The sequence below is a fragment of the Nonomuraea sp. NPDC050790 genome (assembly GCF_044456745.1).
Lineage (GTDB): Bacteria > Actinomycetota > Actinomycetes > Streptosporangiales > Streptosporangiaceae > Nonomuraea.
Map to the genome: position 1 here is coordinate 825,349 of NZ_JBITGF010000001.1, position 26,126 is coordinate 851,474.

General features: G+C 73.3%; 19 protein-coding genes. 14 read left to right on the plus strand and 5 right to left on the minus strand.

Translation table 11 applies throughout. From position 1 onward, the window contains the following. Positions 1 to 19: 19 nt before the first annotated feature. From ACIBEJ_RS03800 to ACIBEJ_RS03820, 5 genes are all read left to right on the plus strand, one after another. A complete protein-coding gene (locus tag ACIBEJ_RS03800; protein ID WP_397181047.1) occupies positions 20 to 997 on the plus strand; it encodes a hypothetical protein in 978 nt (325 codons plus the stop codon). A 363-nt stretch (positions 998 to 1,360) separates the two neighbouring features. Then, complete coding sequence (locus tag ACIBEJ_RS03805; protein WP_397181048.1) at positions 1,361 to 1,705, plus strand: MmcQ/YjbR family DNA-binding protein; 345 nt, start codon at positions 1,361 to 1,363, stop codon at positions 1,703 to 1,705. A gap of 125 nt (positions 1,706 to 1,830) precedes the next feature. Further along, positions 1,831 to 2,469 carry a GPP34 family phosphoprotein gene (locus ACIBEJ_RS03810; protein WP_397181049.1) on the plus strand — a complete coding sequence of 213 codons (639 nt, stop codon included), beginning with the start codon at positions 1,831 to 1,833 and terminating at the stop codon, positions 2,467 to 2,469. Positions 2,470 to 2,848: 379 nt separating this feature from the next. Beyond that, positions 2,849 to 4,321, plus strand: coding sequence for an APC family permease (locus ACIBEJ_RS03815; RefSeq protein WP_397181050.1), 1,473 nt, complete (start codon positions 2,849 to 2,851; stop codon positions 4,319 to 4,321). Between the two features lie 126 nt (positions 4,322 to 4,447). After that, on the plus strand, positions 4,448 to 5,056 hold the full coding sequence (locus tag ACIBEJ_RS03820) for a class I SAM-dependent methyltransferase (RefSeq protein WP_397181051.1): 609 nt from the start codon (positions 4,448 to 4,450) through the stop codon (positions 5,054 to 5,056). 9 nt (positions 5,057 to 5,065) lie between these two features. Here the strand turns inward: ACIBEJ_RS03820 and def are convergent, their stop codons facing one another. Beyond that, on the minus strand, positions 5,066 to 5,587 hold the full coding sequence (gene def, locus ACIBEJ_RS03825) for a peptide deformylase (protein ID WP_397181052.1): 522 nt from the start codon (positions 5,585 to 5,587) through the stop codon (positions 5,066 to 5,068). A 110-nt stretch (positions 5,588 to 5,697) separates the two neighbouring features. Here def and ACIBEJ_RS03830 point away from each other — a divergent pair, with 110 nt between their 5' ends. Beyond that, positions 5,698 to 6,483 (plus strand): class I SAM-dependent methyltransferase, encoded by a 786-nt coding sequence (locus ACIBEJ_RS03830; RefSeq protein WP_397181053.1) that lies wholly within the window; start codon positions 5,698 to 5,700, stop codon positions 6,481 to 6,483. 244 nt (positions 6,484 to 6,727) lie between these two features. On the opposite strand, the gene ACIBEJ_RS03835 is transcribed toward ACIBEJ_RS03830, so the two are convergent. After that, on the minus strand, positions 6,728 to 7,249 hold the full coding sequence (locus ACIBEJ_RS03835; protein ID WP_397181054.1) for a hypothetical protein: 522 nt from the start codon (positions 7,247 to 7,249) through the stop codon (positions 6,728 to 6,730). 53 nt (positions 7,250 to 7,302) lie between these two features. On the opposite strand from ACIBEJ_RS03835, the gene ACIBEJ_RS03840 reads away from it, so the two are divergent. The 6 genes from ACIBEJ_RS03840 to ACIBEJ_RS03865 are packed head-to-tail and all read left to right on the plus strand — an operon-like array spanning position 7,303 to position 19,909. Then, positions 7,303 to 8,229 carry a GNAT family N-acetyltransferase gene (locus tag ACIBEJ_RS03840; RefSeq protein ID WP_397181055.1) on the plus strand — a complete coding sequence of 309 codons (927 nt, stop codon included), beginning with the start codon at positions 7,303 to 7,305 and terminating at the stop codon, positions 8,227 to 8,229. Between the two features lie 45 nt (positions 8,230 to 8,274). Then, positions 8,275 to 9,105 carry a DUF4132 domain-containing protein gene (locus tag ACIBEJ_RS03845; protein WP_397181056.1) on the plus strand — a complete coding sequence of 277 codons (831 nt, stop codon included), beginning with the start codon at positions 8,275 to 8,277 and terminating at the stop codon, positions 9,103 to 9,105. Further along, complete coding sequence (locus ACIBEJ_RS03850; RefSeq protein ID WP_397181057.1) at positions 9,098 to 13,582, plus strand: hypothetical protein; 4,485 nt, start codon at positions 9,098 to 9,100, stop codon at positions 13,580 to 13,582. The genes ACIBEJ_RS03845 and ACIBEJ_RS03850 overlap by 8 nt, the downstream gene beginning before the upstream one ends. Then, on the plus strand, positions 13,579 to 14,661 hold the full coding sequence (locus ACIBEJ_RS03855) for an AAA family ATPase (protein WP_397181058.1): 1,083 nt from the start codon (positions 13,579 to 13,581) through the stop codon (positions 14,659 to 14,661). Before ACIBEJ_RS03850 ends, ACIBEJ_RS03855 begins: the two co-directional genes overlap by 4 nt. Next, positions 14,658 to 18,107 (plus strand): DUF5682 family protein, encoded by a 3,450-nt coding sequence (locus ACIBEJ_RS03860; RefSeq protein WP_397181059.1) that lies wholly within the window; start codon positions 14,658 to 14,660, stop codon positions 18,105 to 18,107. The genes ACIBEJ_RS03855 and ACIBEJ_RS03860 overlap by 4 nt, the downstream gene beginning before the upstream one ends. Continuing rightward, positions 18,104 to 19,909, plus strand: coding sequence for a hypothetical protein (locus ACIBEJ_RS03865; RefSeq protein ID WP_397181060.1), 1,806 nt, complete (start codon positions 18,104 to 18,106; stop codon positions 19,907 to 19,909). Before ACIBEJ_RS03860 ends, ACIBEJ_RS03865 begins: the two co-directional genes overlap by 4 nt. Before the next feature lie 13 nt (positions 19,910 to 19,922). Here the strand turns inward: ACIBEJ_RS03865 and ACIBEJ_RS03870 are convergent, their stop codons facing one another. Beyond that, complete coding sequence (locus ACIBEJ_RS03870) at positions 19,923 to 20,657, minus strand: DNA polymerase beta superfamily protein (RefSeq protein WP_397181061.1); 735 nt, start codon at positions 20,655 to 20,657, stop codon at positions 19,923 to 19,925. After that, positions 20,654 to 21,328 (minus strand): DNA polymerase beta superfamily protein, encoded by a 675-nt coding sequence (locus tag ACIBEJ_RS03875; protein ID WP_397181062.1) that lies wholly within the window; start codon positions 21,326 to 21,328, stop codon positions 20,654 to 20,656. The genes ACIBEJ_RS03870 and ACIBEJ_RS03875 overlap by 4 nt, the downstream gene beginning before the upstream one ends. Positions 21,329 to 21,724: 396 nt before the next feature. On the opposite strand from ACIBEJ_RS03875, the gene ACIBEJ_RS03880 reads away from it, so the two are divergent. Together ACIBEJ_RS03880 and ACIBEJ_RS03885 are read left to right on the plus strand one after the other, a co-directional pair. Then, positions 21,725 to 23,578 (plus strand): propionyl-CoA synthetase, encoded by a 1,854-nt coding sequence (locus ACIBEJ_RS03880; RefSeq protein WP_397181063.1) that lies wholly within the window; start codon positions 21,725 to 21,727, stop codon positions 23,576 to 23,578. A gap of 542 nt (positions 23,579 to 24,120) precedes the next feature. Then, on the plus strand, positions 24,121 to 25,008 hold the full coding sequence (locus tag ACIBEJ_RS03885; protein WP_397181064.1) for a DMT family transporter: 888 nt from the start codon (positions 24,121 to 24,123) through the stop codon (positions 25,006 to 25,008). Between the two features lie 307 nt (positions 25,009 to 25,315). Here the strand turns inward: ACIBEJ_RS03885 and ACIBEJ_RS03890 are convergent, their stop codons facing one another. Beyond that, a complete protein-coding gene (locus ACIBEJ_RS03890) occupies positions 25,316 to 26,101 on the minus strand; it encodes an SDR family NAD(P)-dependent oxidoreductase (RefSeq protein ID WP_397181065.1) in 786 nt (261 codons plus the stop codon). Positions 26,102 to 26,126: the final 25 nt, after the last annotated feature.

Here is a 26,126-nt window from a genome sequence, read left to right on the forward strand (position 1 = left end):
ATCTGGTAGTTATGGTCGGGTGCGAATCAAGCCTTGGGCCGCGCTCGCGGCAGCCGTACCCCTGATGGCCGGATGTGCCGGGTCGCCGTCGAGCGCGCAGACCGCCGGCGCGCACCCCGCCGGATCCGGCACCGCCGGCGCCGTGGAGAAGACGCCCGTGCCGCGCGTCGTCAAGAAGCCCAAGGTCCCGGCGGGGACGACCGCCGGGTATGTCGTGTTCGACCGGACCACGGGGAAGATCGTGGTGCACCAGAACGCGCGCAGGAAGTTCCGCTCGGCGTCGGTGAGCAAGATCCTCATCGCGATCGACTACCTGGAGCGCAACAGGAGCGTTCCCGCCGCCGACGCGCGACTCCTGCGGATCATGCTGCGGTCGAGCGACGACGGGGCCGCTACCGCGTTCTGGAACCGGGGCGGCAAGGGGGCGATCATCACCCGGATGGCCCGCAAGCTGCGCCTGGCCGACACCACCCCGCCGCCCGCCTCCAAGCCCGGTTTCTGGGGATATGTGTCGCTGAGCGCGTATGACATCGTCAAGACCTACCGCTATCTCCTCGACACCGCCGACCCGCGCGTGCGCGACCTCATCCTCGGGCACCTGCGCAAGTCGACGCGGTGCGGCACCGACGGCTTCAACCAGTCCTTCGGCATCCCCGGCGCGATCCCGCGTCCGTGGGCGGTGAAGCAGGGCTGGTCGGGCTTCGGGCTGACGCCGCCGGTCCGGTGCTCGAACTCGGGCGCCGCCTCCACCGACCTCGTCCCCGCCTCGGCCGGCGCGCCCGTCGGGGGCGGCCCCATCAGCGTGCTGGCCGCCGCCGCGCGCGGCACCACCGTCCCCGACTACGGCCACCCCGTGCTCCACACGACCGGCCTGATCGGCAAGGGAGACCGCTTCGTCATGGCCCTCCTGACCGCCCACCCGGCCGCGGGGACGTGGGACGCGTCGGTGAAACGCATCGACAAACTCGCCGCGGAGTTGTATCGCGGCGTCTCTTGATCGCTCTGTCTGCTGGTCTTTTCGGGTACGGCTCGCGCCCCCACACCCGCACCGCCGACGTGCGCGGGCGCCCGTCGAGCGCCGCTCGTGAGGGCTCACGGGGTCCCCGCCGCAACGCCGCCCTCTTGACCGACCCCAACCTGACCCGATCCGCGGTCCCGAGCCTGACCCGATCCGCGGGTCACGAGCCTGACCCCGTTCGTGGTTATGACCTTGGCCGCGGCCTGACCCGATCCGTCGTCACGACCTTGGCCGCGGCCCGACGCCGTTCGTGGTTGCCGAGTGGCCCTTTCCCGCTCGTCCCTTGGCTTGATCCCCGGCCTCGGCCGCTGGATTGTCGGTGGCCGGGGCTAGGGTCGGTCCGTGATCACTGTTGAGGACGTGCGGCAGGTGGCGTCGCGGTTGCCCCGGTCGTCGGAGCATCTCATCCGGGACCGGGTCAAGTTCCGGGTGGGCAGCATCGTCTACGTGGCCTTCTCCAGGGACGAGACGATCATGGGGTTCGGGTTCCCGAAGGAGGAGCGCGAGGCGCTCGTGGCGGCCGAGCCGGAGAAGTTCCTCATGCCGTCCCAGGGCGACCTGCGCTACCAGTGGGTTCAGGCCCGGATGGCCGCGCTGGACGTGGACGAGATGCGGGAGCTGGTCGTCGAGGCGTGGCGGATGACCGTCCCGAAAAAGGTGTATAGGGAATATCTCGCGACGCAATAAAATACCATTCTAAAACGTGGTGCGCCCAATTAAATGGGACTAGCCCGGAGATCATCCGTCTGGTAGATATTTCGCTCTGGTCATCTGAGCGGTATCGAATATCGGGCTTCCATTAAGGGTGAATCATGCGGGCGCTAGCCGACGAGCTCTTCCTGGTCGGCTGGGACACCACGAGTACGGGCCGTCCCCGGCTGCATGTCCAGGGAGTCGAACTGGGCCTGGCCGGGGCCCTCATCGGCGAGCTCGTGCTGGCCGGGCGGGTGGGGATACGCGGGTCCACGGTGCGGCTGGTCGATCCGCGGCCGGTTCAGGAGGTCGTGGCCGACCGGGTGCTGGCCGACATGGCCAGCATGCCGCAGCACACGGATCTGCGGACCTGGCTCGTGTACCTGTCACAGCGGGCGGTCGACGACGTGTCCGGGAGAATGATCCTGGCCGGATTCCTGGAACATGAAGCACCGAAATTATGGCGTCGCAAGCCGGGCCGCTTTTTCGCCACCGACTTCGGTCCGGCCGCCTGGCCCAGAACGCGCCTGCACATGGCCCTGACCCGCTGGCAGCCGCTGGACCCGCACGACATGGCACTGGCCTCGCTGGTGGAGGCGTGCGGGATGACGGACGTCGTGGTGGAGGATCCGGCCGAACGCCGGACCGCCCGCCGCCACCTGACCACCGTCCTGGCCGCCCTCCCACCCCAGTTGACCGACCTGGCCCGCCACGTCCACGCCGCCGTAGGCGACGCCGTCCTGACCTACCGCACCTGACCCGCCCCATGCCTCCCACCCCGTTACCCGCTGCCACCACGCCCCGTCCTCCACCCCGCCCTGGCCTCCACCCGCCGCACGCCATCCCGGCCACCGCCGCCCCCGGGGCCTCCCACCTCCTCTGTCCCGCCTCCTCCTGCCTCGCGACACCCCGAGCCGCCCCGGCTCACCCTGCTCCTCGCGCCCCGGTCAGTTCTCTCGCCATGCCTCACCGCCTTCACCGCCCGGGGGCCATCCTCGGCTTCGCGACACCCCGCGCCCCCCGGCGCTGCCCGGCCCCACTCTCCGAAAGGCCCTGGATGCGGAGAAAGGGGCCCCATGGTGCTGGGCTCGACATCCGGGCCGCCATAACCCACCCCTCCACAAAGAAAGGATGCCGATGGAAACCCCCCAGCCAGACCCGATCACCCGCGCTCTGGCCGCCGACCGGCTCGGCGCCCCCTCGGTCGTCTACTTCGTCCTGTCGGCCGCCGCCCCCCTCACCGTCGTAGCCGGCGTGATGACCACCGGCTACAGCGTCACGAAGATCACCGGTCTCCCGGTCGCGTTCCTGGTCGTGGGCCTGGTCCTCGCGCTGTTCGCGATCGGCTACGTGGCGATGGCCCGCCACATGGCCAACGCCGGAGCCTTCTACACCTACGTCAGCCGCGGCCTGGGCCGTCCCGCCGGAATCGCCTCCGCCTGGGTGGCGCTGATCGCGTACAACTCCCTGCAGGTCGGCCTCTACGGCGCGTTCGGCGCGGCGGCCACGCCCATCGTCGAGCGGTGGTTCGGAACGGCCCCGCCCTGGTGGGTGCTCTCACTGATCACCTGGGCCCTGGTGGCGGTCCTCGGCGTCATGCGCGTCGACGTGAACGGCCGTCTCCTGGCCATCCTGCTGACCCTCGAAGTGGCGGTCATCCTGCTGTTCGACTTCGCCGACCTGGCCAACCCGGCCCCCGGCGGCCTGTCGCTGGAGACGTTGTCGCCCGCCGCGCTGTTCGTGCCGGGCGTGGGGGCGCTGCTGGTGATCGCGACGCTGGGTTTCGTAGGGTTCGAGTCGTCGGTGGTGTTCTCGGAGGAGAGCCGCGACCCGCGCCGCACCGTACCCCTCGCCACCTACTCCTCGATCGCCATCATCGCCTGCCTCTACGCCCTGTCGGCCTGGGCGATGACGGTGGCCACAGGGCCGGGCAACATCGTGGCCACGGCCACCAGGGACGGCGCCGAGACGATCTTCAACCTGGCCGGCTCGCACCTGGGCTCGCTGGTCGTGGACATCGCCCGGGTTCTGTTCGTCACCAGCGTGTTCGCCGCGATGATCTCCTTCCACAACACGACCGCCCGCTACTTCTTCGCCCTGGGCCGCGAACGCGTGCTGCCCGCGGTCTTCGGCCGCACCCGCCCGAGCAGCGGCGCGCCGCAGGCGGGCTCGATCGCGCAGAGCGTCCTGGGCCTGGTGGTGATCGTCGTCTACGCGGTGCTCGGCCTCGACCCCCTGGTCCAGCTCTTCTTCTACGGCGGCGCGTTCGGCGGGTTCGGCGTCCTCCTCCTGATCTTCGCGACGTCGATCGCGATCATCGCCTTCTTCGTGCGCGAGCCGAGCAGGGAGGGCGCGCTGCGCAGGCTCGTCACCCCGGTGCCCGCGGCGATCCTGCTGGCGGTGATGGTGTGGCTCGGCTGGTCGAACTTCGACTCGCTGCTCGGGGTGCCGCCGGGTGACCCGCTGACCTGGATCCTGCCGCTGGTGTATGTGGCGGGGATCGCCGTGGGCGTGATCTGGGCGCTGGTCCTGCGCTCCGGCCAGCCCGCCGTCTACGCCCGCGTCGGCATGGGCGCCAAAGCAGTCACCGCCCACGAGGCGGCCCGGTGAGCGCAAGCCGGTTCACCGGGCGCCGACTGGCCCGATGAGCGTGCGCCGGATGGGCGTACACCAGAGGCCGGGGTCCTGACCGCGCGGGCCGGATCCCGGCCCGCGCGGTCAACTAGCATGGCGATCATGGAGGAACCCGACTGGCACGGCTGGCACACCGGTTACGACGCCCCGGGTTCCCCGCTGTGGCGCAGGCTGCGGGTGGTGCGCGCGGCGATCTCCGGCGTGCTCGACACCGGCGCCCGCAGCGTGGTCAGCCTGTGCGCGGGCCAGGGCCGCGACCTGCTGCCCGTCCTCGCCGACCACCCCAACGGCGCCGGAGTGCGCGCCCGCCTGGTGGAGCTCGACGAGCGCAACGTACGGCTGGCCAGGCAGTCCGCCCCGGAAGGCGTGGAGGTCGTCGTGGCCGACGCCGCCCTCACCGACTCCTATGCCGGAGCCGTCCCCGCGGACCTGGTCCTGGCCTGCGGCGTCTTCGGCAACCTGACCGACGACGACGTCCGCCGCACGATCGGCTGCCTGCCGATGCTGTGCGCGCCGGGCGCCGCCGTGATCTGGACCCGCCACCGCCGCGAACCCGATCTCGGCCCCCAGGTGTGCTCGTGGTTCGCCGAGGCGGGTTTCGGCCTGGAGGAACTCACCCAGGAGGACTTCACCGTGGGCGTCCACCGCTACACCGGCCCGCCGAGGCCGCTGGAGCCGGGCACCCGCATGTTCACCTTCACCGGCCCGTGAGCCGCCGGATCAGGTGGTGGTCAGCGACTCCTCGTAAGCCTTGAGCACCTGCTTGCGGCGCTTGGCCGGGAGCCGGTCGATGTAGAGGTGACCGTCAAGGTGGTCGCTCTCGTGCTGCAGGCAGCGAGCCATCAGCCCGGTGCCCTCGACCGTGATCGGCGCCCCGTTGACGTCCTGCCCATGGACCCGGGCGAGGTCGGCGCGCGGCAGCGGCGCGTACTGCCCGGGAACCGACAGGCACCCCTCGTCACCGGGATCGAGGTTGCGCTCACCGACCGGCGGAAGTTCGAGCGTGGGATTGACGACCACGCCCACCTGGCGCTCGCCGTCGGCGTCCGGGCAGTCGTAGACGAAGACACGCAGGCCGACGCCGATCTGGTTGGCGGCCAGGCCCACGCCCTTGGCCGCGTACATGCTGGCGAACATGTCGTCGACCAGCGCGGCCAGTGCCTCGTCGAACCGGGTGACCGGCTCGCAGGGGGTGTGCAGCACCGGATCCCCGACGTAGACGATCGGACGGACCTCTCCCACGACGGACGCCCTCCCTAGATGCGAAAGATTCGCAACAAGTGTACGCCACGTCAAGTCTCACCATGCAAGACGTTTCTTTCCAAATCCCGAGACACGATTAAGGTAGCCCCATGTACACACATGGCCACCACGAGTCCGTCCTGCGCTCCCACCGCTGGCGCACCGCCGAGAACTCGGCCGGATACCTGCTGCCCCACCTCGAGCCCCGCATGACCCTGCTGGACGTCGGCGCCGGACCCGGCACCATCACCACCGACCTGGCCACCCGCGTCGCCAGGGTCACCGCCGCCGAGGTGTCGCAGGAGGCACTGGAGCTCTCCCGCAAAGAGGCGGCGGCAAGGGGAACGGCAAACGTGGACTTCGCCGTGGCCGACGTGCACGCGCTGCCGTTCCCCGACGACACCTTCTCCGTCACCCACGCCCACCAGGTGCTCCAGCACGTGACCGACCCGGTGGGGGCGCTACGCGAAATGCGCCGCGTGACCCAACCAGGCGGAATCGTGGCCGTACGCGACAGCGACTACGCGGCCTTCGCCTGGTACCCGGAACTACCGGAACTGGACGAATGGATGTCCGTCTACCAGCGCGCCGCCCGAGCCAACGGCGGCGAACCCAACGCCGGACGCCGCCTACTGTCGTGGGCCAGAAAAGCAGGCTTCGCAGAAGTGAAGGCAACATCCTCCACCTGGTGCTTCTCAACCCCCGAGGACCGGAAGTGGTGGGGCGGCATGTGGTCAGACCGCATCGTCACCTCCGCCCTGGCCCACCAGGCGACCTCAACCGGCCTGGCCACACCCTCAGACCTGACCCGCCTGTCCGAAGCCTGGCGCCAGTGGTCCGCCGCCGACGACGCCTGGTTCTCCGTCCTGCACGGCGAACTGCTGTGCCGCGCCTGAAGCCCCGCCTCACCTGACCGCACGCACCGCAAGCCCCATCCGTATGCCGCCCCCTTGACGGGGGTGGGGGCACGGTAGCCGGCCCAGGGTGGAGTCGTAGCGGCGAGGAACCCGTGAGCCTTCACGACCGGCGCTCGACAGACCCGGGCTGGCGTCGGCGGGTCCGGGCAAGCGGGCGCGAGCCGTAACGGAAACAGCCAGAAGAACAGAAACAGACAGAAACCCAAAACAGGCAGAAAAGCGGCTAGATGCCAAGCGTCGGGGTGCGTTGCCAGCTTGGGTCGCGGTAGAGGACGACGTCGGTGCCGTCGAGGAGTTCGTCGGGGGCGGAGATCATGGTGATCTCGCCGCGGGACTGGAGTTCCAGGAGCAGGTCGCGCACCCGTGGCCCCACCGGCAGGCGGCCCACCGGCAGGTCCAGGCCCGCGCGGATCGTGTCGGCGATCTCCGACAGCCGGAACGGTCCGTCGAAGCCCGCGATCACCCCCCGCACCGTGCTCATCGTGATCAGTTGCTCCGCCTCGGAGTGGGCGAGCTGCCAGATGATCTGCTCCCTGCGCCCGCCGCTGCCCGCGCAGGTGGCGCACGGGCGGGTGACGCCGGGCGCCATCGTCTCCTCGCCGGAGCCGAGGCAGCCGGTGCAGCGGTCGTTCTCCGCGGCGTGGAGCTCGGCGGGCATGCGGTCGACGAACGAGGCGCCGCAGGTGCAGGCGTAGGCGCCGTCGCCGAGCAGGGCGCCGGGGGTGGGCGAGATGGTGTGGTTCATCGTCGAAGACTCTACTTGCTAGAGTCCCTCGACCTGGAAGTTGTGGAGGAAGTGTGCTCTTTCGCTCGTCGGTCGAGGCCGACCTCGACCGTCTGCTGGCCTGCACCGTCGACGACGGCATCAGCTGGGCCGACCCCGACCGCCTGACCGGTTTTCTGGCCGACGGGCAGTACCGGTATGACCGCATCTGGATCGCCGAGGAGGACGGCCGCGTCATGGCCCGCGCCGTCTGGTGGAGCTTCGCCGGGAGCGACAAGCCGATGGCGCTCGACTGCGTCTATGTCGATCCCGCCGTCGAGGACCGGGTGGGGCTGGCCGCGGAGCTGCTCTCGCGCGCCCACGAGGTCTACGGCGTGCGCCCCGCTTACCACGTCTTCCTCCCGAACGGCTGGCGCGAGCGCCCGGCGGTCGCCGCGGCCATCGCCTGGCGGCAGGAGGCGGCGGCCCGCGCCGGGCTGACGTTCGAGCTGGAACGGCTGCGCTACGAGTGGACCCCGGCCGACCCGCTGCCCGAGCCCTCGGGCCGGCTGGTGTTCAGGGCGGAGGAGGACGACGAGGTCTTCGCTGACGCGTTCCGCCGGGTCGCCGAGGGCACCCTCGACCACGAGACCCGTGTCGCGCTGGCCACCATGGACCCGATGGAGCAGGCCAGGCAGGACGTCGAGGACTACAAGGAGATGCCGGGCGAGCGTTCGTGGTGGATGCTGGCCTTCACCCCGGACGGCGACCTGGTCGGCGTCGCGCTGCCCTCGGCCAACAACGGCGGCCCCGTGGTCGGCTACCTGGGCGTGGTGCCCGAGCACCGCGGCCACGGCTACGGCGACGACCTGCTGGCGGAGATCACCAGGTTCCTGGCCGGGCGGGGCGCGCAGCGCATCGCGGCGGACACGGACCTGGGGAACGTGCCGATGGCGCGCGCGTTCGAGCGGCTCGGGTATCGGAACTACTCGATCCGCCTGGTCCTCTCACCGGCCGAATAACCGCATAAATCGGGATTGTCGCTGGCTTCTGGAAGGATGCCAGCCATGTCTTCAGAGGTCACCTGGGTGGAGGCCGAGGGCGGCTATGGGCTGGCGCTTGACGGCGGCACGCTCATCTGCCGCAACGCGGCGGGCAGACGGCTCAAATCGGTCCCCAAGGCGGTCAAGGACGGGCCCGCGGCCGAGCAGCTCCTGGCCCTGCGCGACCACCTCGCCCGGCACGAGGCCGAGTGCCTGGCGACGGTGGAGTCCTGGATGCTCGGCGGCCACCCCGTCCCGTCCCCGATGATCGCCGCGCTCTGGCCCGATCCCGCCTGGCGCGAGGCGCTCACCGACCTCGTCGTCCTGCGCGGCGAGGAGCCGGGGCTGCTCAGGGACGCCGGGCAGGACGGCCGGCTCGGCGTCGTCGACCTCGACGCCGAGACCACCTGGCTGGAGCCGGGCCCGGTGCTGATCCCGCACCCGGTGCTGCTGGCGGACCTGGCCGACCTGCGCGAGTTCGCCGCGGAGCTGGGCGCGGCCCAGCGCGTGCCGCAACTGGCCCGCGAGGTCCACCACAAGGGCGCCGCCCAGCCCGACTACGCCGGCGGCCGCTTCTCCGAACTGCGCCACGCCACCGCCCGCGCCGCGCGCTTCGGCTTCCGGGTGCGGGGCGGCTATGCCGTCTGCCCGGTCGTGGAGTCGGGCCGTCCCGTCCAGGCCCGCTACTGGCTGGGCGACGAGGGCCCCGACTACGAGGCGTACACGGGGGACCTGATCTGGGTCGGCGCCGACGAGCGCCCGCTCGACCCCGCCGACGTCGGCCCGGTCGCCTGGTCGGAGGGCGTGCGCATGGCCGAGCTCATCTACGCGGGAAGGATCACCGACGGTGACTGACGACCTCCTCCTCGACGCCGGACTCGCCCCGGCCGGTGCGGAGGGCGGCCAGGCCGTCCACGCCCGCGCCTACATCCACCCCGCCCTCGGCGAACGCCCGGTGATCCGCCTGGTCGGCGAGACGACCGCGCCCGGCGAGGACCGCGCGATGGCCTTCCTCGGGTACGGCGAGCCGCACGTCAGCCCGCCCCTGGCGACCGGACACCGCCGGGGCCTCGGCTACCCGGCGTGGGCCCTGGTCAACGACCCGGACGGCGCCAAGGCGGCACTGGCCGCCGTCACCGGGATGGAGCGCGCCGCCCGCCTGGCCGCCGCCCGTCCGGGAGCCGCCGCCGACGCCTACGCGGAACTGGCCGGAACCCTGCCACGCCCGCACCTGCCGAGCTTCTGGGAGCAGGCCGGGCGCACGTTCATCGCGGCCGGGCACGGCGGGCAGGCCGCGGTGATGTTCGGCCGGGCCCGCGAGGCCGAGGCCACCTACGCGCTGCCCGTGGACGAGGCGGCCCGCCGGGCGGTGTTCCTGGAGTACGCCCTGGCCGGGGCGCTCCCGGTCAAGGCGGTCAACGCCTACGTCGGCGAGCTGGGCGAGCGCTACGAGCCGCGCCGCGCCTACGACGAGCTGTTCGAGCTGGCGGTCCGGCGCACGCTGGGCGGCCTGCCGCCCTGGAGCGACCTGCCCAAGCAACTGCGCAAGCTGGCCAGGGCCGCCAAGCTCGACCTCGCCGCCGAGGACGAACGCCTCATCACCACCCTGCTCGCCGCCCCGGCGATGAAGCGGGCCCGCCTGCCGTTCTGGAAGCACTACCGCGCCACCCTGCTCGCCCAGCCGCACGCGGCGCTGCTGGAGGTCTTCCCGACCGCCTCCGGCGTCGACGAGTGGTGGCTGGAACTGCTGCTGGAGTCGGGCGCGCTGGAGACCGTCACGGCGTCGTGGCTGTCGCGGCAGGTGGCGCACCTCAAACGCGACTGGGGCTCCGACCCCGGCTCGCCGGTGCTGCTGGACCTGGTCACGCGGGCCGCGGGCCGGCTGGCCGCGGAGGGCGAGCCGGTCCGGCTGGAAGGGGGCGTGGCCTGGCGGACGAGGATGCTCGACCCCGACCTGCTCGACGCGTGCCTGGCCGCCGGGGTCCCGGTCGCCGACCCGCGCAGTGAGGCCGTCATCCACCTGGGCAGGTGGCTGATGAACGGACGGGTCCGCGACCTGGCCGCCGTCGCCGCCGACCCGCGCTTCGCGCCCCTGCTGGAGCGGGCCGTGGGCGACCACCGCGAGCTCGGGGAACTGATCGACATCCCGCTGCTGCGGCCGATGGTCCACGCCTGGCTGCTGGACCGGACGCGGGCGGCGGGCTCCGGCGGGCTGCTGGACGCGCGTTCGGCGCTCGACGACCTGGAGAAGGCGCTCACCGGCCCCGTGCTGGCCGCCTTCGACGGGCTGCGCGAGGCGGTCGAGGGCATCGACTTCGCCGTGCCGCTGCGCCGTACCGTGCGGGCGGGGGTGTATGACGAGCTGGGCTGGGACGCCTACGACGCGGCCCTGGAGGAGCTCGGAGACGAGGCGCGCATCACCGCGAGCTGGCCCGTGCTGACCGTCTTCACCGCCGCCAAGGCCATCGCGCTCGGGCCGGGCGGCCGGGTCGCCGAGCACGACCTGCGGGTGCCGGCCGGATCGTCCCACCTCGAGGTGCTCTATGCCGGGGGCGCGTTCCGCGTCGCCTGGGGCACGCACGAGTCCCGCTCGTTCTACTGGTCGTCGGCGCCCGCCGAGATCCACCAGAAGGACGGCTGGTACTACCACCACGAGCACCGCGGCGGCCTCGGCTACACCTTCCTCACCCCCTCGGGCGGGCGGGTCACCGGCCGCAAGGCCCTGCACCCCGGCGACCGGCGCTTCGAGCTCGACGAGACCGGCCGCATGCTCTGGGACGGCGACACCTTCTGGACGCAGCCCGAGGCGTGGCGGCCGGTGCTGCGCGAGCTCGACCCGGCCGCGGGACAGCTCGGACGGGCCAGCCTGCCGGCGTTCCTGGAGGACGCGCCGCCGCCGCCCGGCGCGGGCCTGCGCCTGGACGGCTGCTCGCTGGCCCCGCTGCCGGACGGACTGGAGCACACGCCGCTCGGCCGAGGCGAGAAGACGCTCGGCTTCCGCGTCCACGCGGCGGGCGGCGACTACACCTACGCCAACGCCGACGGCCGCGGCGGCAGCGCCAACCTGCCCGCGACGCCCTGGGCACTGCTCGACCTGCCCGGCCGCGAGGAACCCCTGCTGCTGCTCGGCACCGGGGCCACGGCCATGCTCGCCGAGCCGGACGGGACGCTCCACTGGGACGTCACCACGGGCCGCGACCGGTGGAGCAACGCCAGAGGCGCTTGCGAGGGCACCGCCCTGGTGCCGTTCCAGGCGTTCTGGCACCATCTGGCGCCGCGTGATCCGGAGGGCTCCGCCGTACTGCGGAATCTGTCGGAGGAGGACGCGCGGGCGCTCATGACGGGCAGCGCGCCCGCCGTGACGCACGAGCGGTTGCGACGCGGCGTGGCAGGACTGGCGCGGCAGGCCAGGGACCTGGCCGCGCGCCGCGACGAACTGCTCACCGGCGCCGCCGCCGACCCCGGCCTCATCCCCGGGCTCGACGACGACGAGCTCGCCAAGGACCTGTCCGGCCTGGTCAACGGCCAGGGCCTGCTCACCTACGGGGCGGGCAGGCAGATCGCCTTCACCGTCGCGTTCCTGGCCGGCGAGGTGCCGCCCGAGGCGGTCAAGAGCGGCATGCCCGGCAGCTATCACGACTGGACCGACCTGATCGGCCGGCTCGGCGGCCTCGCCGTCCGGGCGCTCTCGCCCGCCACGCCGCGGCCGCGCAGGGCCGCGATCCTCGCGCTGCTGGAGCTGTGGTCGCGCTCGCGGCTGGCCGAGCCCGGCCTGCGCCGCGGCGTCGCCGACGTGGCCGGCCCCACCGGCCACCTGACCGCCGGCGGCGCCCACCTCGCGCTCGACCTCACCCCCGACTGGTCGGGCATCTACCAGGCGCGGCGGCGCAGGTTCATCGAGTACGGCACCGCTCCCCGCGCCGGCGAGGTCCTGGACGTCTCCGCCGAACTGCCCACCGGCTGGGCCACCCCGGGCACCCTGTCCGCCTTCGTGGACCGGCTGCGCGCGCAGGGCCCAGCCGAGCACGACCCGCAGGCCGTCGAGCTGCTCTGCGCGGAGACGGGCCTCGGCCGGCCCGCCGCCGCGCTCCTGATGGCCGGGCTGCCCGGCCTCGACACCTGGGGCAGGGACTTCCTCGACGCCGAGACCTTCGAGGTCCTCGACCTGAAGCCCGCCGAGGCCGCCGTCGCCCGCGACGAGCTCAGGTCGCTCACCCTCCAGGAACGCCGCGACCTGCTCGACGCCGCCGTCCCCGCCGACCCGTGGGACCAGAAGGCGCTCGCCCGCGGCCTCGCCGAGGCGTGGACCGCCCGCTTCGGACGGCGGGCGCGGGTGCCGGAGGAGACCGTGGCCGCGGCCAGAACCCTGCCGCTGCGGCTGCCCGCGGTCAGGTCGCTCGGCGTCCTGACCGACCCGTCGATGGCCGTCGAGCTGAGCCGGGACCACGACACCTGGCTGACCGGGGGCTCCTACCACGAGAAGGTCGAGCCCGTCGCCCTGAACGACCTGCTCGCCGACCTCGCGCTCGCGCTGCCGTGGGCGTATGCCACGCTGCCCGGCGGGCATCCCGTCCGCGCGGGCCTGCCCGCCGCCCTCGATCTGGTACGGCGCCGCCTGAACCACCCGGGGCTGCTCCTGTCCGGCGGCCCGATGGACGCCAAGGGTTTCACCGGCGAGCCGTACCAGGGGAGACTGGAGGAGTCGGTCGGCGCCCTCGACGACGGCCTGACCATCCTCGTCACCCACGGCCAGACCTTCTTCCGCCCCGCGCTCCTCGGCGACGACGCACGCTCCCGGCTGCAACTGTCGCTGGAGACGCCCTGGGACAACCGGACGCCGGCCGCGCGGCTCGTCGAGCTGCTCCGCTCGGACGGCTACACCCGGATGGCCGAACGGACCCCGCTGCTCGAAGCGGGCCGCTGGGAGGCCGACCCCAGGGCCGGTGCACCGGACGTGGTGGCCGCCGCGGCCGGCCATCTCGGCCTGGACGAGGACGCCGCCGTCCTCTACCTGCAACTGCTCACGCTCCTCGAACCCACCGACCGCAACGTCCGCACCTGGAACGACTGGACGCCCGCCCGGCACAAGAAGGCCGCCGCCGTCCTGGCCGAACGCGGCCTGGTCATGGCCGCCAAGCGTGAACGCGCGGGCCGCGGCCTCTTCCTGCCCGGCGGCTGGACCAAGGGCAAGGCGCCCGACCTGCCCGCGGAGACGTGGAAGCTGGAGACGCTCTATCCGCTCACGCTCGCCCGCCGCCTGCCGGAGACGTCGCTGCCCGAGCTGTTTGAGCGGGCGTGGCAGCACGTGCGCGACGGGAAGGGACCGCGATGAGCCTGCCCGCGCAGGTCGAGCCCGCCGAGGTCCGCCACGCGGAGGAGCTGGAGCACCTGGCCGCCCGCCCCGGTCCCCGCCCGCCCGGCTGGCGGCTGACCCCCTCGGCCGTCGTGGACTTCGTCATGGGCGACGGCCGCCGGGTCAGCCGCAAGTTCGTCGGCGAGCGGGCGCTGGTCGAGCGGGCCGTGGTCACGCTCGCCTCCGAGCGCGGCCTGCTGCTGGTCGGCGAGCCGGGCACCGCCAAGTCCATGCTGTCGGAACTGCTGGCCGCCGCCGTCAGCTCCGCCAGCGAGCGGGTCGTCCAGGGCACCGCCGGCACCACCGAGGAACACCTGCGCTACGGCTGGAACTACCGCCTCCTGCTGGCGGAGGGCGTCAGCGGCCAGGCGCTCGTGCCCTCGCCGATCCTGGCCGCCATGCGCGCCGGGGCCGTGGCCAGGGTCGAGGAGATCACCCGCTGCCTGCCCGAGGTGCAGGACGCGCTGGTGTCGGTGCTGTCCGAGCGGCGCATGGCCGTGCCCGAACTCGGGGCCACCGAGTACGCCGCCCAGGGCTTCAACGTCATCGCCACCGCGAACCTGCGCGACCGGGGCGTCTCCGAGATGAGCGCGGCGCTGAAGCGGCGCTTCAACTTCGAGGTCGTGCCGCCCATCGGGACGCTCGCCGACGAGGTCGCGCTCGTCCGCACCCAGGCCGCGGCCGCCCTCGCCCGCGCCGGAGCCACGCTGGAGGTCGACGACGCGGTCATGGAGGCTCTGGTGACGGCCTTCCGCGACCTGCGGCTCGGGGCTGCCGAGGAGGGCTGGCCGGTCGAGCGGCCCAGCGCGGTGATGAGCACCGCGGAGGCGGTGGCGGTGGCCGGGTCGATGGGGTTGCAGGCGGCGTACCTGCCGGTGCCGGATCCGCTGTCGTTGCTGCCGGGGTATCTGCTGGGGGTCGTGCGGAAGGACGACCCGGACGATCAGGGCAAGTTGCTGGCGTACTGGGACACGACGGTGCGGCGGCGGGCCGAGAGCGGGCCGCGGTTGTGGCGGCGGCTTTACGAGCTGCGCGATGCGTTGTCCGGTGGGCTGTGAGGGAGCTTGAGGATCTGGTCGCCGGGCGGGAGCCGTATCTGATCGGGGTGCGGCATCACTCGCCGGTGCTGGCTTCGGCGGTGCCGTACCTGCTGGAGGCGGTGCGGCCGCGGGCGGTGCTCGTCGAACTGCCCGGAGAGCTGCAGCCTTGGCTGGGCTGGCTCGGCTCGCCCGCCACCGTCGCGCCCGTGGCGCTGGCGGTCGCCTCGGACTCGGGGGAGCGGCTGGGGTTCTATCCGTTCGCGGACTTCTCGCCGGAGCTGGCGGCGGTGCGGTGGGCGGTCGCGAACGGGGTGCCCGTGCACGCCATCGACCTGCTCACCGGGCTGTCCGGCGACACTCCCTCCGGGTCGCTGGTGCCCGCCCTGATGCGGCGGGCCGGCGTGGACGACCATGAGGAGCTGTGGGACCGCCTTGTCGAGACGCCCTCCTACGGGGCCGAGCCCGGCCGGATCCGCCGCGCCGCCCTCGCCGTCGGCTGGGCCATGCGGGAGGACGCCGGGGTTGTCTCGGAACGGGATCTGGTCAGGGAGGCGTGGATGCGCCGCCGGATCGCCGAGATCGGACCGGCGGGGGCGGCCGTCATCACCGGCGCCTTCCACACCCCCGCCCTGACCTTCCCCACCACCCACGAGCCGCCCACCGGGCCTGAGCCCGCGCCCGTACTCCCCGCGGCGCCGGGGGACGTGGTGACCGCGCTGGTGCCCTACGGGTTCGAGCTGCTCGACTCGCGATCCGGTTACCCGGCGGGCATCAGGGACCCGGAGTGGCGCCAGGCCGTCCACCTGGCCGAGGGCGCGCCCGCCGCCGTGGAGCGCGCCGCCGCCGAGGTGATCGCGCGGATCTGCGCGCAGTTGCGGCGCGACGGGCACGTGGCGGGCGTCCCCGACGCCAAGGCCGCGTACGGCATGGCCCGCGACCTGGCCGCCCTCCGCGGCCTCCCCGCCCCCGGCCGCCGCGAACTGGTCGAAGCCCTCCAAAGCGCCCTGGCCCAAGGTGAGCCCCTCGGCCGCGCCCGCGCCGTGGCCCGTGCCGCCGAACGTGTCCTCGTCGGCACCCGCCGCGGCCAGGTCGACCCCGCCGCCCCGCGCTCCGGCCTGCTGACCCACGTCGAGGAACTCGTCGCCGACCTGGGCCTGCCCGGACCGGGGGAGCCCGAGGCCGTGCTGCGCCTGGACCCGCACCGCTCACCCCTCGACCGGCGCCGTCACCTCGCCCTCAGCCGCCTGTGCGCCCTGGACGTCGGTTACGCGGAAGAACGTCCCATGACCGGTGTCGGCGGGGCCGACACGCTGGGCCGTTCGTGGACGGCCCGCTGGCGTCCGCTGACCGAGGCCACCCTGGAACGGGCCGCCGTCTACGGCACCACCCTCGCCCCCGCCGCGGAAGGCCACCTCCGCCGCGCCGCGGTTCAGTCCGGCCGGCTCCCCGACATCCTGGACAAAGCCACCGAATGCGGCCTGCCCGAGCTGACCGCCGAGCTGGTGACCCGTTTGGCGAAGGATTTCATCCCCGTGGCCGGGCCCGCGGACCTGGTGGCCTGCCACCGTCTCCTCTGCCGCCTCGCCGCCCTGCCCTCCCCGCCTCCCGGCCTGCACGAGGCGACCGAACTCGTCCTCACCGCCGCCGTCGCCGCCGTCGAGGGCCTGTCCGGGATGACCCGCCACGAGGACGCGGCCCTGCTCGGCGAACTGATCCGGCTCGTCCCCGGACGCGCCCGCCTGACATGGACGTTGCGCCGCATGGCCGAGCAGGGCACTTCTCTGGCCCAGGGCGCCGCCGCCGCTGCGTTGCTGGTCACCGGCACCACCACCCCCGCCGCGTTGTCAGTACGCCTGGCCGCCTGGGCCGACTCCGCCGCACCTCCGACCCCGGAGCCGCCCAAGGAGCGGACCGGAGCGGAGGCGGGGGCCGTGGTGGCGGGGCGGGTGGCGGGGGTGGTGCTGGTGGCCGGGCCCCTGCTGGAGGCATCGGCCGAACTGCTGGCCCCGCTCGCCGAGCGTGTCGAAGCCTGGGACGACGCCGGTTTCCTGGCCCGGCTGCCCGCGCTGCGTGACGGGTTCGAGGCGTTGTCCCCGGCCTCCCGCCAGCGCCTGCTCGACAGCCTCGGCCTGGACGCCGACCTGACCCTCCACGCCCCGGCCGGGGACCTCGCCGCCTGGGCCGCGGCCGACGAGGCGGGGCGGCTGGCCGTACTGGAACTGGACCCTGCGATTTTGGACGGCGCGCCCGGCGAGGCCGCGGACTCCGCGCCCGGTGAGGTCGCGGACTCCGCGCCCGGCGAGGCTGCGGACGGCGCTCCCGGCGAGGTCGCGGACGGTGGGATTGCCGCGCGGGGCCCGGTGGGGGCGGACCGTGGGGGGCGGATCTCGCGGGTGGATCGGTGGCGCATGGTGCTGGGGCGGGAGGCGGAGCGGCTGGAACCTTCCGCCCAGGTGGTCGCGCGGGCTCTGGACGACCTCTACGGGGCGGGGACGGGAGAGGGGGCCGAGGGCGGCGGCGCGGGCCGGCCGTATCCGTCCGCGCGGGAGTGGGTGGAGGAGCTGGAGGTGCTGTTCGGGGCCCGGGTGCGTGAGGAGGTCGTGGCGCGGGCCGCGGCGCGCGGGCGGGTGGACGCCCTCCTGGCCCTGGACCACGACCGGGTCACCGCGGACGTCGGCCTGCTCGAAGGGATGCTGGCCCTGGCCGGAGCGCTGCCCGAGGCGCGGCTGGCCCGACTGCGCCCGCTGGTGGCGAGGGTGGTGGCCGAGCTGACCGAGAAGCTGGCCCGGCGCATGCGTCCGGCGCTGACGGGGCTGACCACACCGCGGCCCACGTACCGTCCCGGCGGACCCGTCGACCTGCACAGAACCCTGCGCCGCAACCTCCACACCGCCCGGCTCACCGAACGCGGGCCGGAGGTGGTGGTCGAGCGTCCCGTGTTCAGGACCCGGGCGCGGCGGGGCGCCGACTGGCACCTGCACCTGTGCGTGGACGTGTCGGGCTCCATGGAACGCTCGACCATCTACGCCGCACTGGTCGCCGCCGTCCTGCACGGCGTTCCGGCACTGAGCGTACGCTTCGTCACGTTCTCCACCGAGGTAGCCGACCTGTCCGACCGGGTAGCGGACCCCCTGTCCCTGCTGCTGGAGGTGTCCGTGGGCGGCGGCACCGACATCGGCGCCGCCCTGCGCTACACCCGCGAACGCCTCACCGTCCCCCGCCGCAGCATCGTCGCCGTGGTCAGCGACTTCGACGAAGGGGTGTCGGTCGGCCGCCTCCTGTCCGAAGTGCGCGCCCTGGCCGGATCCGGCGCCCACCCCCTCGGCCTGGCCGCCCTGGACGACCAGGGCAAACCCGTCTACAACCGCGCCATCGCCGAACAGGTGGCCGCCGCCGGAATGCCGGTCGCCGCCCTGTCCCCGTCCGAGCTGGCCGCCTGGATCGCGGAGCGGGTGCGCGGATGAGACCGGAGGTGGCTCCCGCCGTCCTGGCCGCGGCCCTCGCCGCCGCCCCCGCCCGGGTCATGAAGCGCCTCGACGCCGCGCCGGGCGCGGCGGAGAGCTGGCAGTGGCGTCCCGAAGGCGGCGAACTGCACGTCTGCACAGGCCAGGAGACGGTACGGCTGCCGCGCGAAGGCATCCTGACCGACCTGGCCCAGATCACCTGCACCTGCCTGCTGACCCCGCGCTGCCTGCACACCCTGGCCGTCCTGAGCGCCCTGCCCGTTGCCGCCCCGCCCGGGCCCTTCGCCGGGCCGGGCGACACACCCGCCGCTCCCAGCTCCACACCAGCGCCGAACCCCACACCCACCCACCCGCGCGCCACACCCACCGCCCCGTGCGCGATGCCCACCGGCGCCGGCGACAGACCTGCTGGCCCGAGCGACGCCGTCGGAAGTGACCAAGCGCGCTCGGAAGGTGAGGGGCCGGAGGCGAGAGGTCCAGGCGCAGCGGGAGCGGTGGGGACGGCGTGGGAGGCTGGGGCGGAGGTGCTGGCGACCGGGGTGGCCCATGCGGGCGCCGCCGCCAGGGAGCGGCTGCTGCGGGCGGCCCATGCCTGCGCCGAGGACCGGCAGCCCACCCTGGCCAGGCTGGCCACCGCGGTGGCCCAGGGTGTTCATGACGTGGCGGCCAAGCGGCCGGAGTTCGAGCTGGCACGCTATGCCGAGGACCTGGCCGAACTGCTCAGGACGGCCTGGCGAGCGGACGACGGGCCCGCCGCCCACGACGACGGGCCCGCCGCCCGGGCCGGCGGGCTTTCCGCCCAACCCGGCAGGCGGCGCTACGAACCCCTCCCGCCGCTCATCCTGCAGGGTCTGTTTACCGAGCCCGTCGTCACCGCCTCCGGCTACGCGGGCGTCGTGACGTGGCTGGCCGACGACGCGGGCCGCCTGTTCAGCGTCGCTGACGTGGTACCCGGCGGCGCGCAACGCACCGCCGCCGCCTACCGCACCGCGGTCCGCTTCGGCGGCCTGGCGATCTCGCCGGAACGCCTGGGCCGTACCAGCGTCTTCGCCCAGAACGCCGCGGCCGGCGACGATGGAAGGCTCAGCAGCACCAAGGACACCAAGGCGGCGATCCACGGCGAATCCGCCTGGACAGCAGACTTGTGGACAGAACCCCCGGCAGCCCAACTGGAGAGGGCGCTGCGCGGCGAGCGGGGCGGCCTGATGTTCCTCGACGCCGAGCTGGAGGGCCGCGAGCTGCGCACAGCCGCCGAGCCGGAGGGGCGCGACCTGCGCGCCGCCGCCCTCACCCTGACCGCCACCGGCGCCACCCCCACCGCCGAGGCCAACCTCCGCAAACTTGGAGGAAACGGCCCGCGCAGGGTGATCGTCCGCGTGGCCAGGGAGCACCCGGGCGTGGTCACCATCCTGGCCGCCGACCAGCGCGACCTGTCCTTCGCCGACCTCCCGGGCCCGGCAGGCGAGCCGCTCCCGCCCAGACCGGCCCGCCCGGCGACCCCGCTCACCCCGCTGCGCCGCGTACTGCACCGGGTGGCCATGGGCGGACGGGGGACCGCGGGCCCGACAGCCGCCGCCACGCTCGCCGTCACCGCCGCCCGCCTGCGCCGCGACGGGCTGCCCACGGCCGCCGTCCTCCTGGAGAACCTGTCCCGCCGGGCCGCCGCCGTCCGGCGCACCGTGACCGGCGAGTCGCTGCCGGAACCGCCCGGCGAGCTGGCCCGCGCCTGGACGGCCGCCATGGCCTACGCCGAACGCGCCGACGAGGACCTCACCCTCCGCCTCTGGCAGGCGCGGACCTGACCGGCGAGAAGGACTAGGAGGCCAGGCGGCGCCGGATGACCAGGTCGTTCAGCGCGTCGTGGGTCGTGGCGGTCTCGGGGAGTGCGGAGGCGCTCTGGGCCTCCTGGAGGGCGGCGGTCATCCGGGCCACGTCCTCGCCCACCCCCTCGATCGGCGGCGCCGCCCCGTGCTCGGCCTCCCGCTTCACCTCCACCAGTTCGGGCAGGTAGGCGGGGCCGTATGCGAACAGCCGGGTGAGGTCGGCCACCAGCTCGCCCGCGCGCATCAGATGCGTGCCCGTGGCCAGCACCCGGAAGGTGTAGAGGAGCGGCTTGAGCTCGCCCGTCTTCTCGAACAGGCGCCACTGGGTGCGGGCGAAGCCGAGGTAGTGGTGGGCGTGGTGGCGGGTCAGGCAGCCGGGCGCGAGCGCGGTCAGCTCCGCGTGCGCCGGTGAGGTGGCCACGACCAGCGGGGACAGCAGTTGTTCGAGCACGTAGCCGTTGCGGTTGAGCAGCAACCGGCAGAACTTGGCCAGGTCGTGCGTCACCAGGTCCACCTCGACCGCCTCGCGCGTCCAGGTGCGGTCGAGCGTCTCGGGACCGGTGCGCAGCCCGACGACCTCGCGCAACGGCAGCACGTGCGCGCCGCGCAGGTCCACGTCGGAGTCGCGCGAGGGGAACCCGTAGAGGTGCGCGCCGCTCACGGTCGCGAACACCAGCGGGTACGGCTGCTCGCCCGGGATCTGCGGCAGCCAGCCGGGCAGGTTCACAGGTGGGCCTTTCTGACGTCCAGCAGGAACTCCTCGACGGCCGCGCGGTCGGGCTTGGCGGGCAGCACGCTGTGCGCGGCGGCCAGCTCGCCCGCCAGCCTCTCCCGCCACGCCGCCACCTCCGCCCACGCGACCTCGCCCCGCTTGACGGCCAGCAGCCGCTCGCGGTCCTGGCCGACCTCGATCACGAGCTCCCCGTGCCGCACGAGGTCGAGGCCGCAGCGCATGAGGCGGATCATGTGCATGGCCTGCTTCCACTTGGGCGCGGCGGGGTCGAGGCGGCGGAACTGGGCCTCGGCATACCCCCAGAACGTCTGGCGGGCCCGCTCGGACAGGAAAGCGCGCCGCATCCCCCGCAGCCGTTCGCCGAACGGGGTGATCACCTCGACGAGCGGCGTCCACAGGCACTCCAGCACGGTCGGATTGGCCTCCAGCGCGAGCACGCAGAAGCGCTCCACCTCCCACGAGAACTGCTCGGGCAGCGGACCGTCCCGATGGGTGGGCGGCTTGTCGAGCCGCCAGAACGCCTGCGTCGGCGCCACGAACACCCCTCGGCGATCGGTGTCCGACCCGGCGACATCCAGCCCATAACCCCGCGACCCCACCACCACCGACAGAATCAGATCATCCCCCAAAACCGACCCCCTTTTCTCCTTGCAGACCGTATCCACCCAGCTCCCCGGTTTGCCGCCCCTTTTCCGGGGTGCTGTCGGTCTCGGGCCTTTCCGTCCAGGACTTTCTGTTACGGCAAGCCGTCCAGACCGCCTCCCGCCGTCGCCCTGCCGCCCTGTCACTTTCACGCTCCCCGGGCAGCGCGGGTGCTCGCCGCGACGGCCGCACGCTTGACCACCCAACTGGGCAAGGGTGCGGCCGTCACGGGGCCGAGCCCGCGCGCCCGACGAGCGTGGAAGGCGTGGAACCCGGCTGGGGTCGGTGGGAGGTGGCTGGGACGGCTTGCCGTAACGGAAGGCCGGACGGAGAGAACGTGAACAAAGGCCCACCGAACCGCGGCACGAGAAGTGGGGAAGCGGGTTGATCGGGGAGTGGGGGACTGGTGGGATCGGGGGGTGGGGTTTGATGAGGTGTATCGGCGGAGCATCGAGCAGCCCGAGCGGTTCTGGGCCGAGGCGGCGCAGGGGATCGAATGGGACGTGGCGCCCGAAACGGTCCACGCCGACGGGCGGTGGTTCGCGGACGGGTGGCTGAACACCTGCCACAACGCGCTCGACCGGCACGTCGCCGGCGGACGCGGTGAGCAGGCGGCGCTCGTCTACGACAGCCCGGTCACGGGAACCAAACGGACCTACACCTACCGGGAGCTGCTCGGCGAGGTGGCGCGGACCGCGGGCATGCTGGCCGGGCTCGGCGTCGGCCGCGGCGACACCGTGGTGATCTACATGCCCATGGTCCCCGAGGCCGTCGTCGCCATGCTGGCCTGCGCCCGGCTGGGGGCGGTGCACTCGGTGGTGTTCGGCGGGTTCGCGGCGCCGGAACTGGCTGTGCGGATCGACCACGCGCGGCCCAAGGTGGTGCTGTCGGCCTCGTGCGGGATCGAACCGTCCCGCCTGGTGGAGTACAAGCCGCTGCTCGACGCCGCCCTCCACCAGGCCGAGCACCGGCCGGGCGCATGCGTGATCCTGCAGCGCCCCCAGTGCCGCGCGGAACTGGAGCCCGGCCGCGACCTCGACTGGGCCGAGGCCGTGAGCGCCGCCGAGCCCGCCGGATGCGTCAGCGTCCGGGCCACCGACCCGCTCTACGTCCTCTACACCTCCGGCACCACCGGCGTGCCCAAAGGCGTCGTGCGCGACAATGGCGGGCACGCGGTCGCGCTGCACTGGAGCATGGGCGCCGTCTACGGGGTCGCGCCCGGCGAGGTGTTCTGGGCGGCCTCGGACGTCGGGTGGGTGGTCGGGCACTCCTACATCGTGTACGCGCCGTTGCTGGCCGGTTGCACCACCGTCCTGTATGAGGGCAAACCTGTCGCAACCCCGGATCCCGGGGCGTTCTGGCGGGTGGTGGCCGAGCATGGGGTGCGCGTGCTGTTCACGGCGCCGACGGCGATCCGGGCCATCAAGAAGGAGGACCCGGCGGGGGAGTGGGTGGCGAAGACCGACCTTTCCGGTCTGCGGCATCTGTTCCTCGCCGGTGAGCGCCTCGACCCCGACACCTACCACTGGGCCGGGGGCCTGCTCGGCATCCCCGTCATCGACCACTGGTGGCAGACCGAGACCGGCTGGCCCATCGCCGCCAACTGCGTCGGCATCGAACAGCTTCCCCTCAAGCCCGGCTCGCCGACCAAGCCCGTGCCCGGTTACGACGTGCGCATCCTGGACCCCTCGGGCGCCGACTGCCCGCCCGGCGTGGAAGGCGCCGTAACGATCAGGCTGCCGTTGCCGCCCGGCTGCCTGCCCACGTTGTTCAGGGACGAGCGGCGCTTCACCGAGTCGTACCTGACCCGCTACCCCGGCCACTACCTCACCGGCGACGGCGGCTACATCGACGCCGACGGCTACCTCTACGTCATGGGCCGCATCGACGACGTCATCAACGTGGCCGGGCACCGCCTGTCCACCGGCGCCATGGAAGAGGTCATCGCGGCCCACCCGGACGTGGCGGAATGCGCGGTGATCGGCGTCGACGACCCCCTGAAGGGCCAGTTGCCCATGGGCTTCGTAGTCCTGAAGGCCGGTGCCGAACGCGACCCCGCCGACCTGGAACGCGAACTCGCCACCATGATCCGCGACCGCATCGGCCCCGTGGCCGCCTTCCGCCGCGCCCTGGTCGTGACCCGGCTCCCGAAGACCCGCTCCGGCAAGATCCTCCGGGCAACCATGCGCGACATCGCCGCCGGCCGCCCATACCGCACCCCGTCCACCATCGAGGACCCCACCGCCCTCCAAGAAATCACCGACGCCCTCTAACCACCCCCACCCCCCGCCCGCCCGGCCTGCCCCACCCGCCCGGCCCCCGGTCCGCCCGGCCCCCCAGCCCCCGGCCTGCTCTCCCCGCTCAGCCTGGCTCCGCCCACGCGGGCTGCCGGCCCGCCCCGGCCCCCGGGCCCGCTCTCCCCGCTCGACCGGGCTCCGCCCGCGTGGGCTGCCCGGCCTGACTCCGCCCGCCCCGCCCCGCCCGGCCCGCCCCGGCCCCCGGCCGCCCCGGCCCGCCCGGCCCGCGCGGGCTGCCTTGCCTGACTCCGCTCGCCCTGGCTCTGTCCGCCTTGCCCGCTCCGCCCGGCTCTGCGGGCATCCACCGCCTCCGCCGCCCGGCCCGTCCTGGCCTGCTCGCCCCGCTCGGCCTGGCTCGCCCCGCTCGGCCTGGCTCCTTCCGCTCTGTCCGGTTCTGCGGGTATCCGACGGCCTCCGGGCAACCCCACATGCCTTCAGAGGAGTGCACGGAGGCCGGGGTGGGGTGGGTGGGGATAATTAGATGAAGGGTGAAATGTCGTGGCCCTAGGGTCGGGGGTATGGAGCAGAGTGTTGAGGTGAGGACGGACCGGCGGGCCATGCTGGCGGCCGGGGTGACCGTGGTGTTGTGGGCGTCGGCCTTTGTCTCGATTCGCGTGGCCGTACAGGATTATTCGCCCGGCGCGCTGGCGCTCGGACGGTTGCTGGCGGGGTCCATCGCGCTTGGTCTGATCCTGCTGGTGCGTCGGGAAGGGTTGCCCTCACGCAAGGCTTGGCCGGGGATCGCGGTGTCGGGGGTGTTGTGGTTCGGCGTCTACATGGTGGCGCTGAACTGGGGTGAGCAGCAGGTTGACGCCGGAACCGCGGCCATGGTCCTGGGGATCGGGCCGGTGCTGATCGCGTTGCTCGGCGGGTGGCTGCTCAGGGAGGGCTTCCCCCGGCGGCTGCTGGCGGGGATGGCGGTCTCGTTCGCGGGCGCGGCAGTGGTCGGGGTCTCGATGTCGGAGGGCGGCGCCTCGTCGGTGCTGGGGGTCGGGCTGTGCGTGCTGGCCGCCGTCTCGTGGGCGGTTGCGATCATGGCGCAGAAGCCCGCCCTCCGGTACGCCTCCGCCCTCCAGGTCACCGCCTACGGATGCATCGTCGGCACGATCGCCTGCCTGCCCTTCGCCGGGCAACTGGTCACCGAGGCGGCGAAGGCACCGCTGTCGTCCACGCTCAACCTGGTGTATCTGGGCGTGTTCCCGACCGCCGTCGCGTTCACCACCTGGGCGTACGCGCTGGCCCGGACCACCGCGGGCAAGATGGGCGCCACCACCTACGCCGTTCCCGCGCTGGTCGTGGCGATGTCCTGGCTGGTGCTGCGCGAGGTGCCCGGCTGGCTGACGTTCGCGGGCGGCCTGCTGTGCCTGGCCGGGGTCGCCGTCACCCGCTCCCGATCCAGCCGCTGACCACCCCAACCCCAACCCCAGGCGGTACGGCAAGCAAGGTCCACTCGGGCAACCCGGCAGGTCCAGGTCCCGGAAGCTCGCCATCGACGAGGAGCCTCGGTCCTGGAAGCTCGTTGCCTAAGGGTCCTGGGAATCTACCGTCAGGTCGGTAGGCACTTTGGTCCTCAGAGCTACCATCAGGTTGGTAGGTTCCCTGGTCCTGGAAACCTACCGTCAGGTCGGTAGGCGCTTTGGTCCTCGGAGCTACCGTCAGGTTGGTAGGTGCCTTGGTCCCGGGAGGTCAGGCGGGGGCGTGGTCGCCGGGCGGTCAGACGGTGCGGCGCGCTCCGGTCTTGGTCGCCAGCAAGCGGGTCACGGTAGGCGAGGCCCAGGCGGCGCCCAGCATGAGGCGCATCATGACCGGCAACGACGTCCGCCCCCGATCCCGCCGCACCGCGTTGACCAGCGCCCTGGCCACCTGAGCGGGGGTGACGGTGGGGATGAGGTCGGCGACGCGGGGGATGCGCTCCTCCGAGCCGGGATTGTTGGCGAAGTAGTCACTGGACACCTTGCCGGGGATGATTTCGGTCACCCCGACCCCGGTCCCGTGCAGGTCGGCGCGGAGGGCGGCGACCAGGCCGCGCAGTCCCCACCGGGCGGCGGTGTAACCGAAGGCCCCGGGCCAGGCGATCCGGGAGGCGGGCGAGTTGACGACGACGATGCGGCCGCTGCCCCGCCGTACCATGTCGCGGGCGAAGGCGGTGCTCACGTAGCCCGCGGCGAGGAACGGCACCGCGGCCAGCTCCCTGAACCGCTCGGGAGAGGTCTCGTCGGCGAACAGCCACAGCCCCGCGCCCGCGTTGTTCACGATGACGTCGGGGACGCCGACCGCGGCTTTCACGTGCTCGGCCATGGCGGTGACGGCCGCGGGATCGCCCAGGTCGGCGGGGAAGACGTGCGACTTGCCCAGCTCCGTGGCCAGGGCGTGGAGCCTGACCTCGTTCCTGGAGGTCAGGACCAGCCGGGCCCCGGCGCGGGCGAACTCCCTGGCCGTCTCCGCCCCGATGCCCGACGACGCGCCCGTCACCAGGACGACTTTGCCCCGCAGTTCCACCGCATCTCCCGAAAAATCGCCCGAA

Bases quoted from the DNA above. Each gene is read 5' to 3' on its own strand.
- ACIBEJ_RS03810 (WP_397181049.1), top strand. From the start codon at position 1,831: ATGCGGGCGCTAGCCGACGAGCTCTTCCTGGTCGGCTGGGACACCACG.
- ACIBEJ_RS03815 (WP_397181050.1), top strand. From the start codon at position 2,849: ATGGAAACCCCCCAGCCAGACCCGATCACCCGCGCTCTGGCCGCCGAC.
- ACIBEJ_RS03820 (WP_397181051.1), top strand. From the start codon at position 4,448: ATGGAGGAACCCGACTGGCACGGCTGGCACACCGGTTACGACGCCCCG.
- ACIBEJ_RS03830 (WP_397181053.1), top strand. From the start codon at position 5,698: ATGTACACACATGGCCACCACGAGTCCGTCCTGCGCTCCCACCGCTGG.
- ACIBEJ_RS03835 (WP_397181054.1), bottom strand. From the start codon at position 7,249: ATGAACCACACCATCTCGCCCACCCCCGGCGCCCTGCTCGGCGACGGC.
- ACIBEJ_RS03845 (WP_397181056.1), top strand. From the start codon at position 8,275: ATGTCTTCAGAGGTCACCTGGGTGGAGGCCGAGGGCGGCTATGGGCTG.
- ACIBEJ_RS03855 (WP_397181058.1), top strand. From the start codon at position 13,579: ATGAGCCTGCCCGCGCAGGTCGAGCCCGCCGAGGTCCGCCACGCGGAG.
- ACIBEJ_RS03865 (WP_397181060.1), top strand. From the start codon at position 18,104: ATGAGACCGGAGGTGGCTCCCGCCGTCCTGGCCGCGGCCCTCGCCGCC.
- ACIBEJ_RS03885 (WP_397181064.1), top strand. From the start codon at position 24,121: ATGGAGCAGAGTGTTGAGGTGAGGACGGACCGGCGGGCCATGCTGGCG.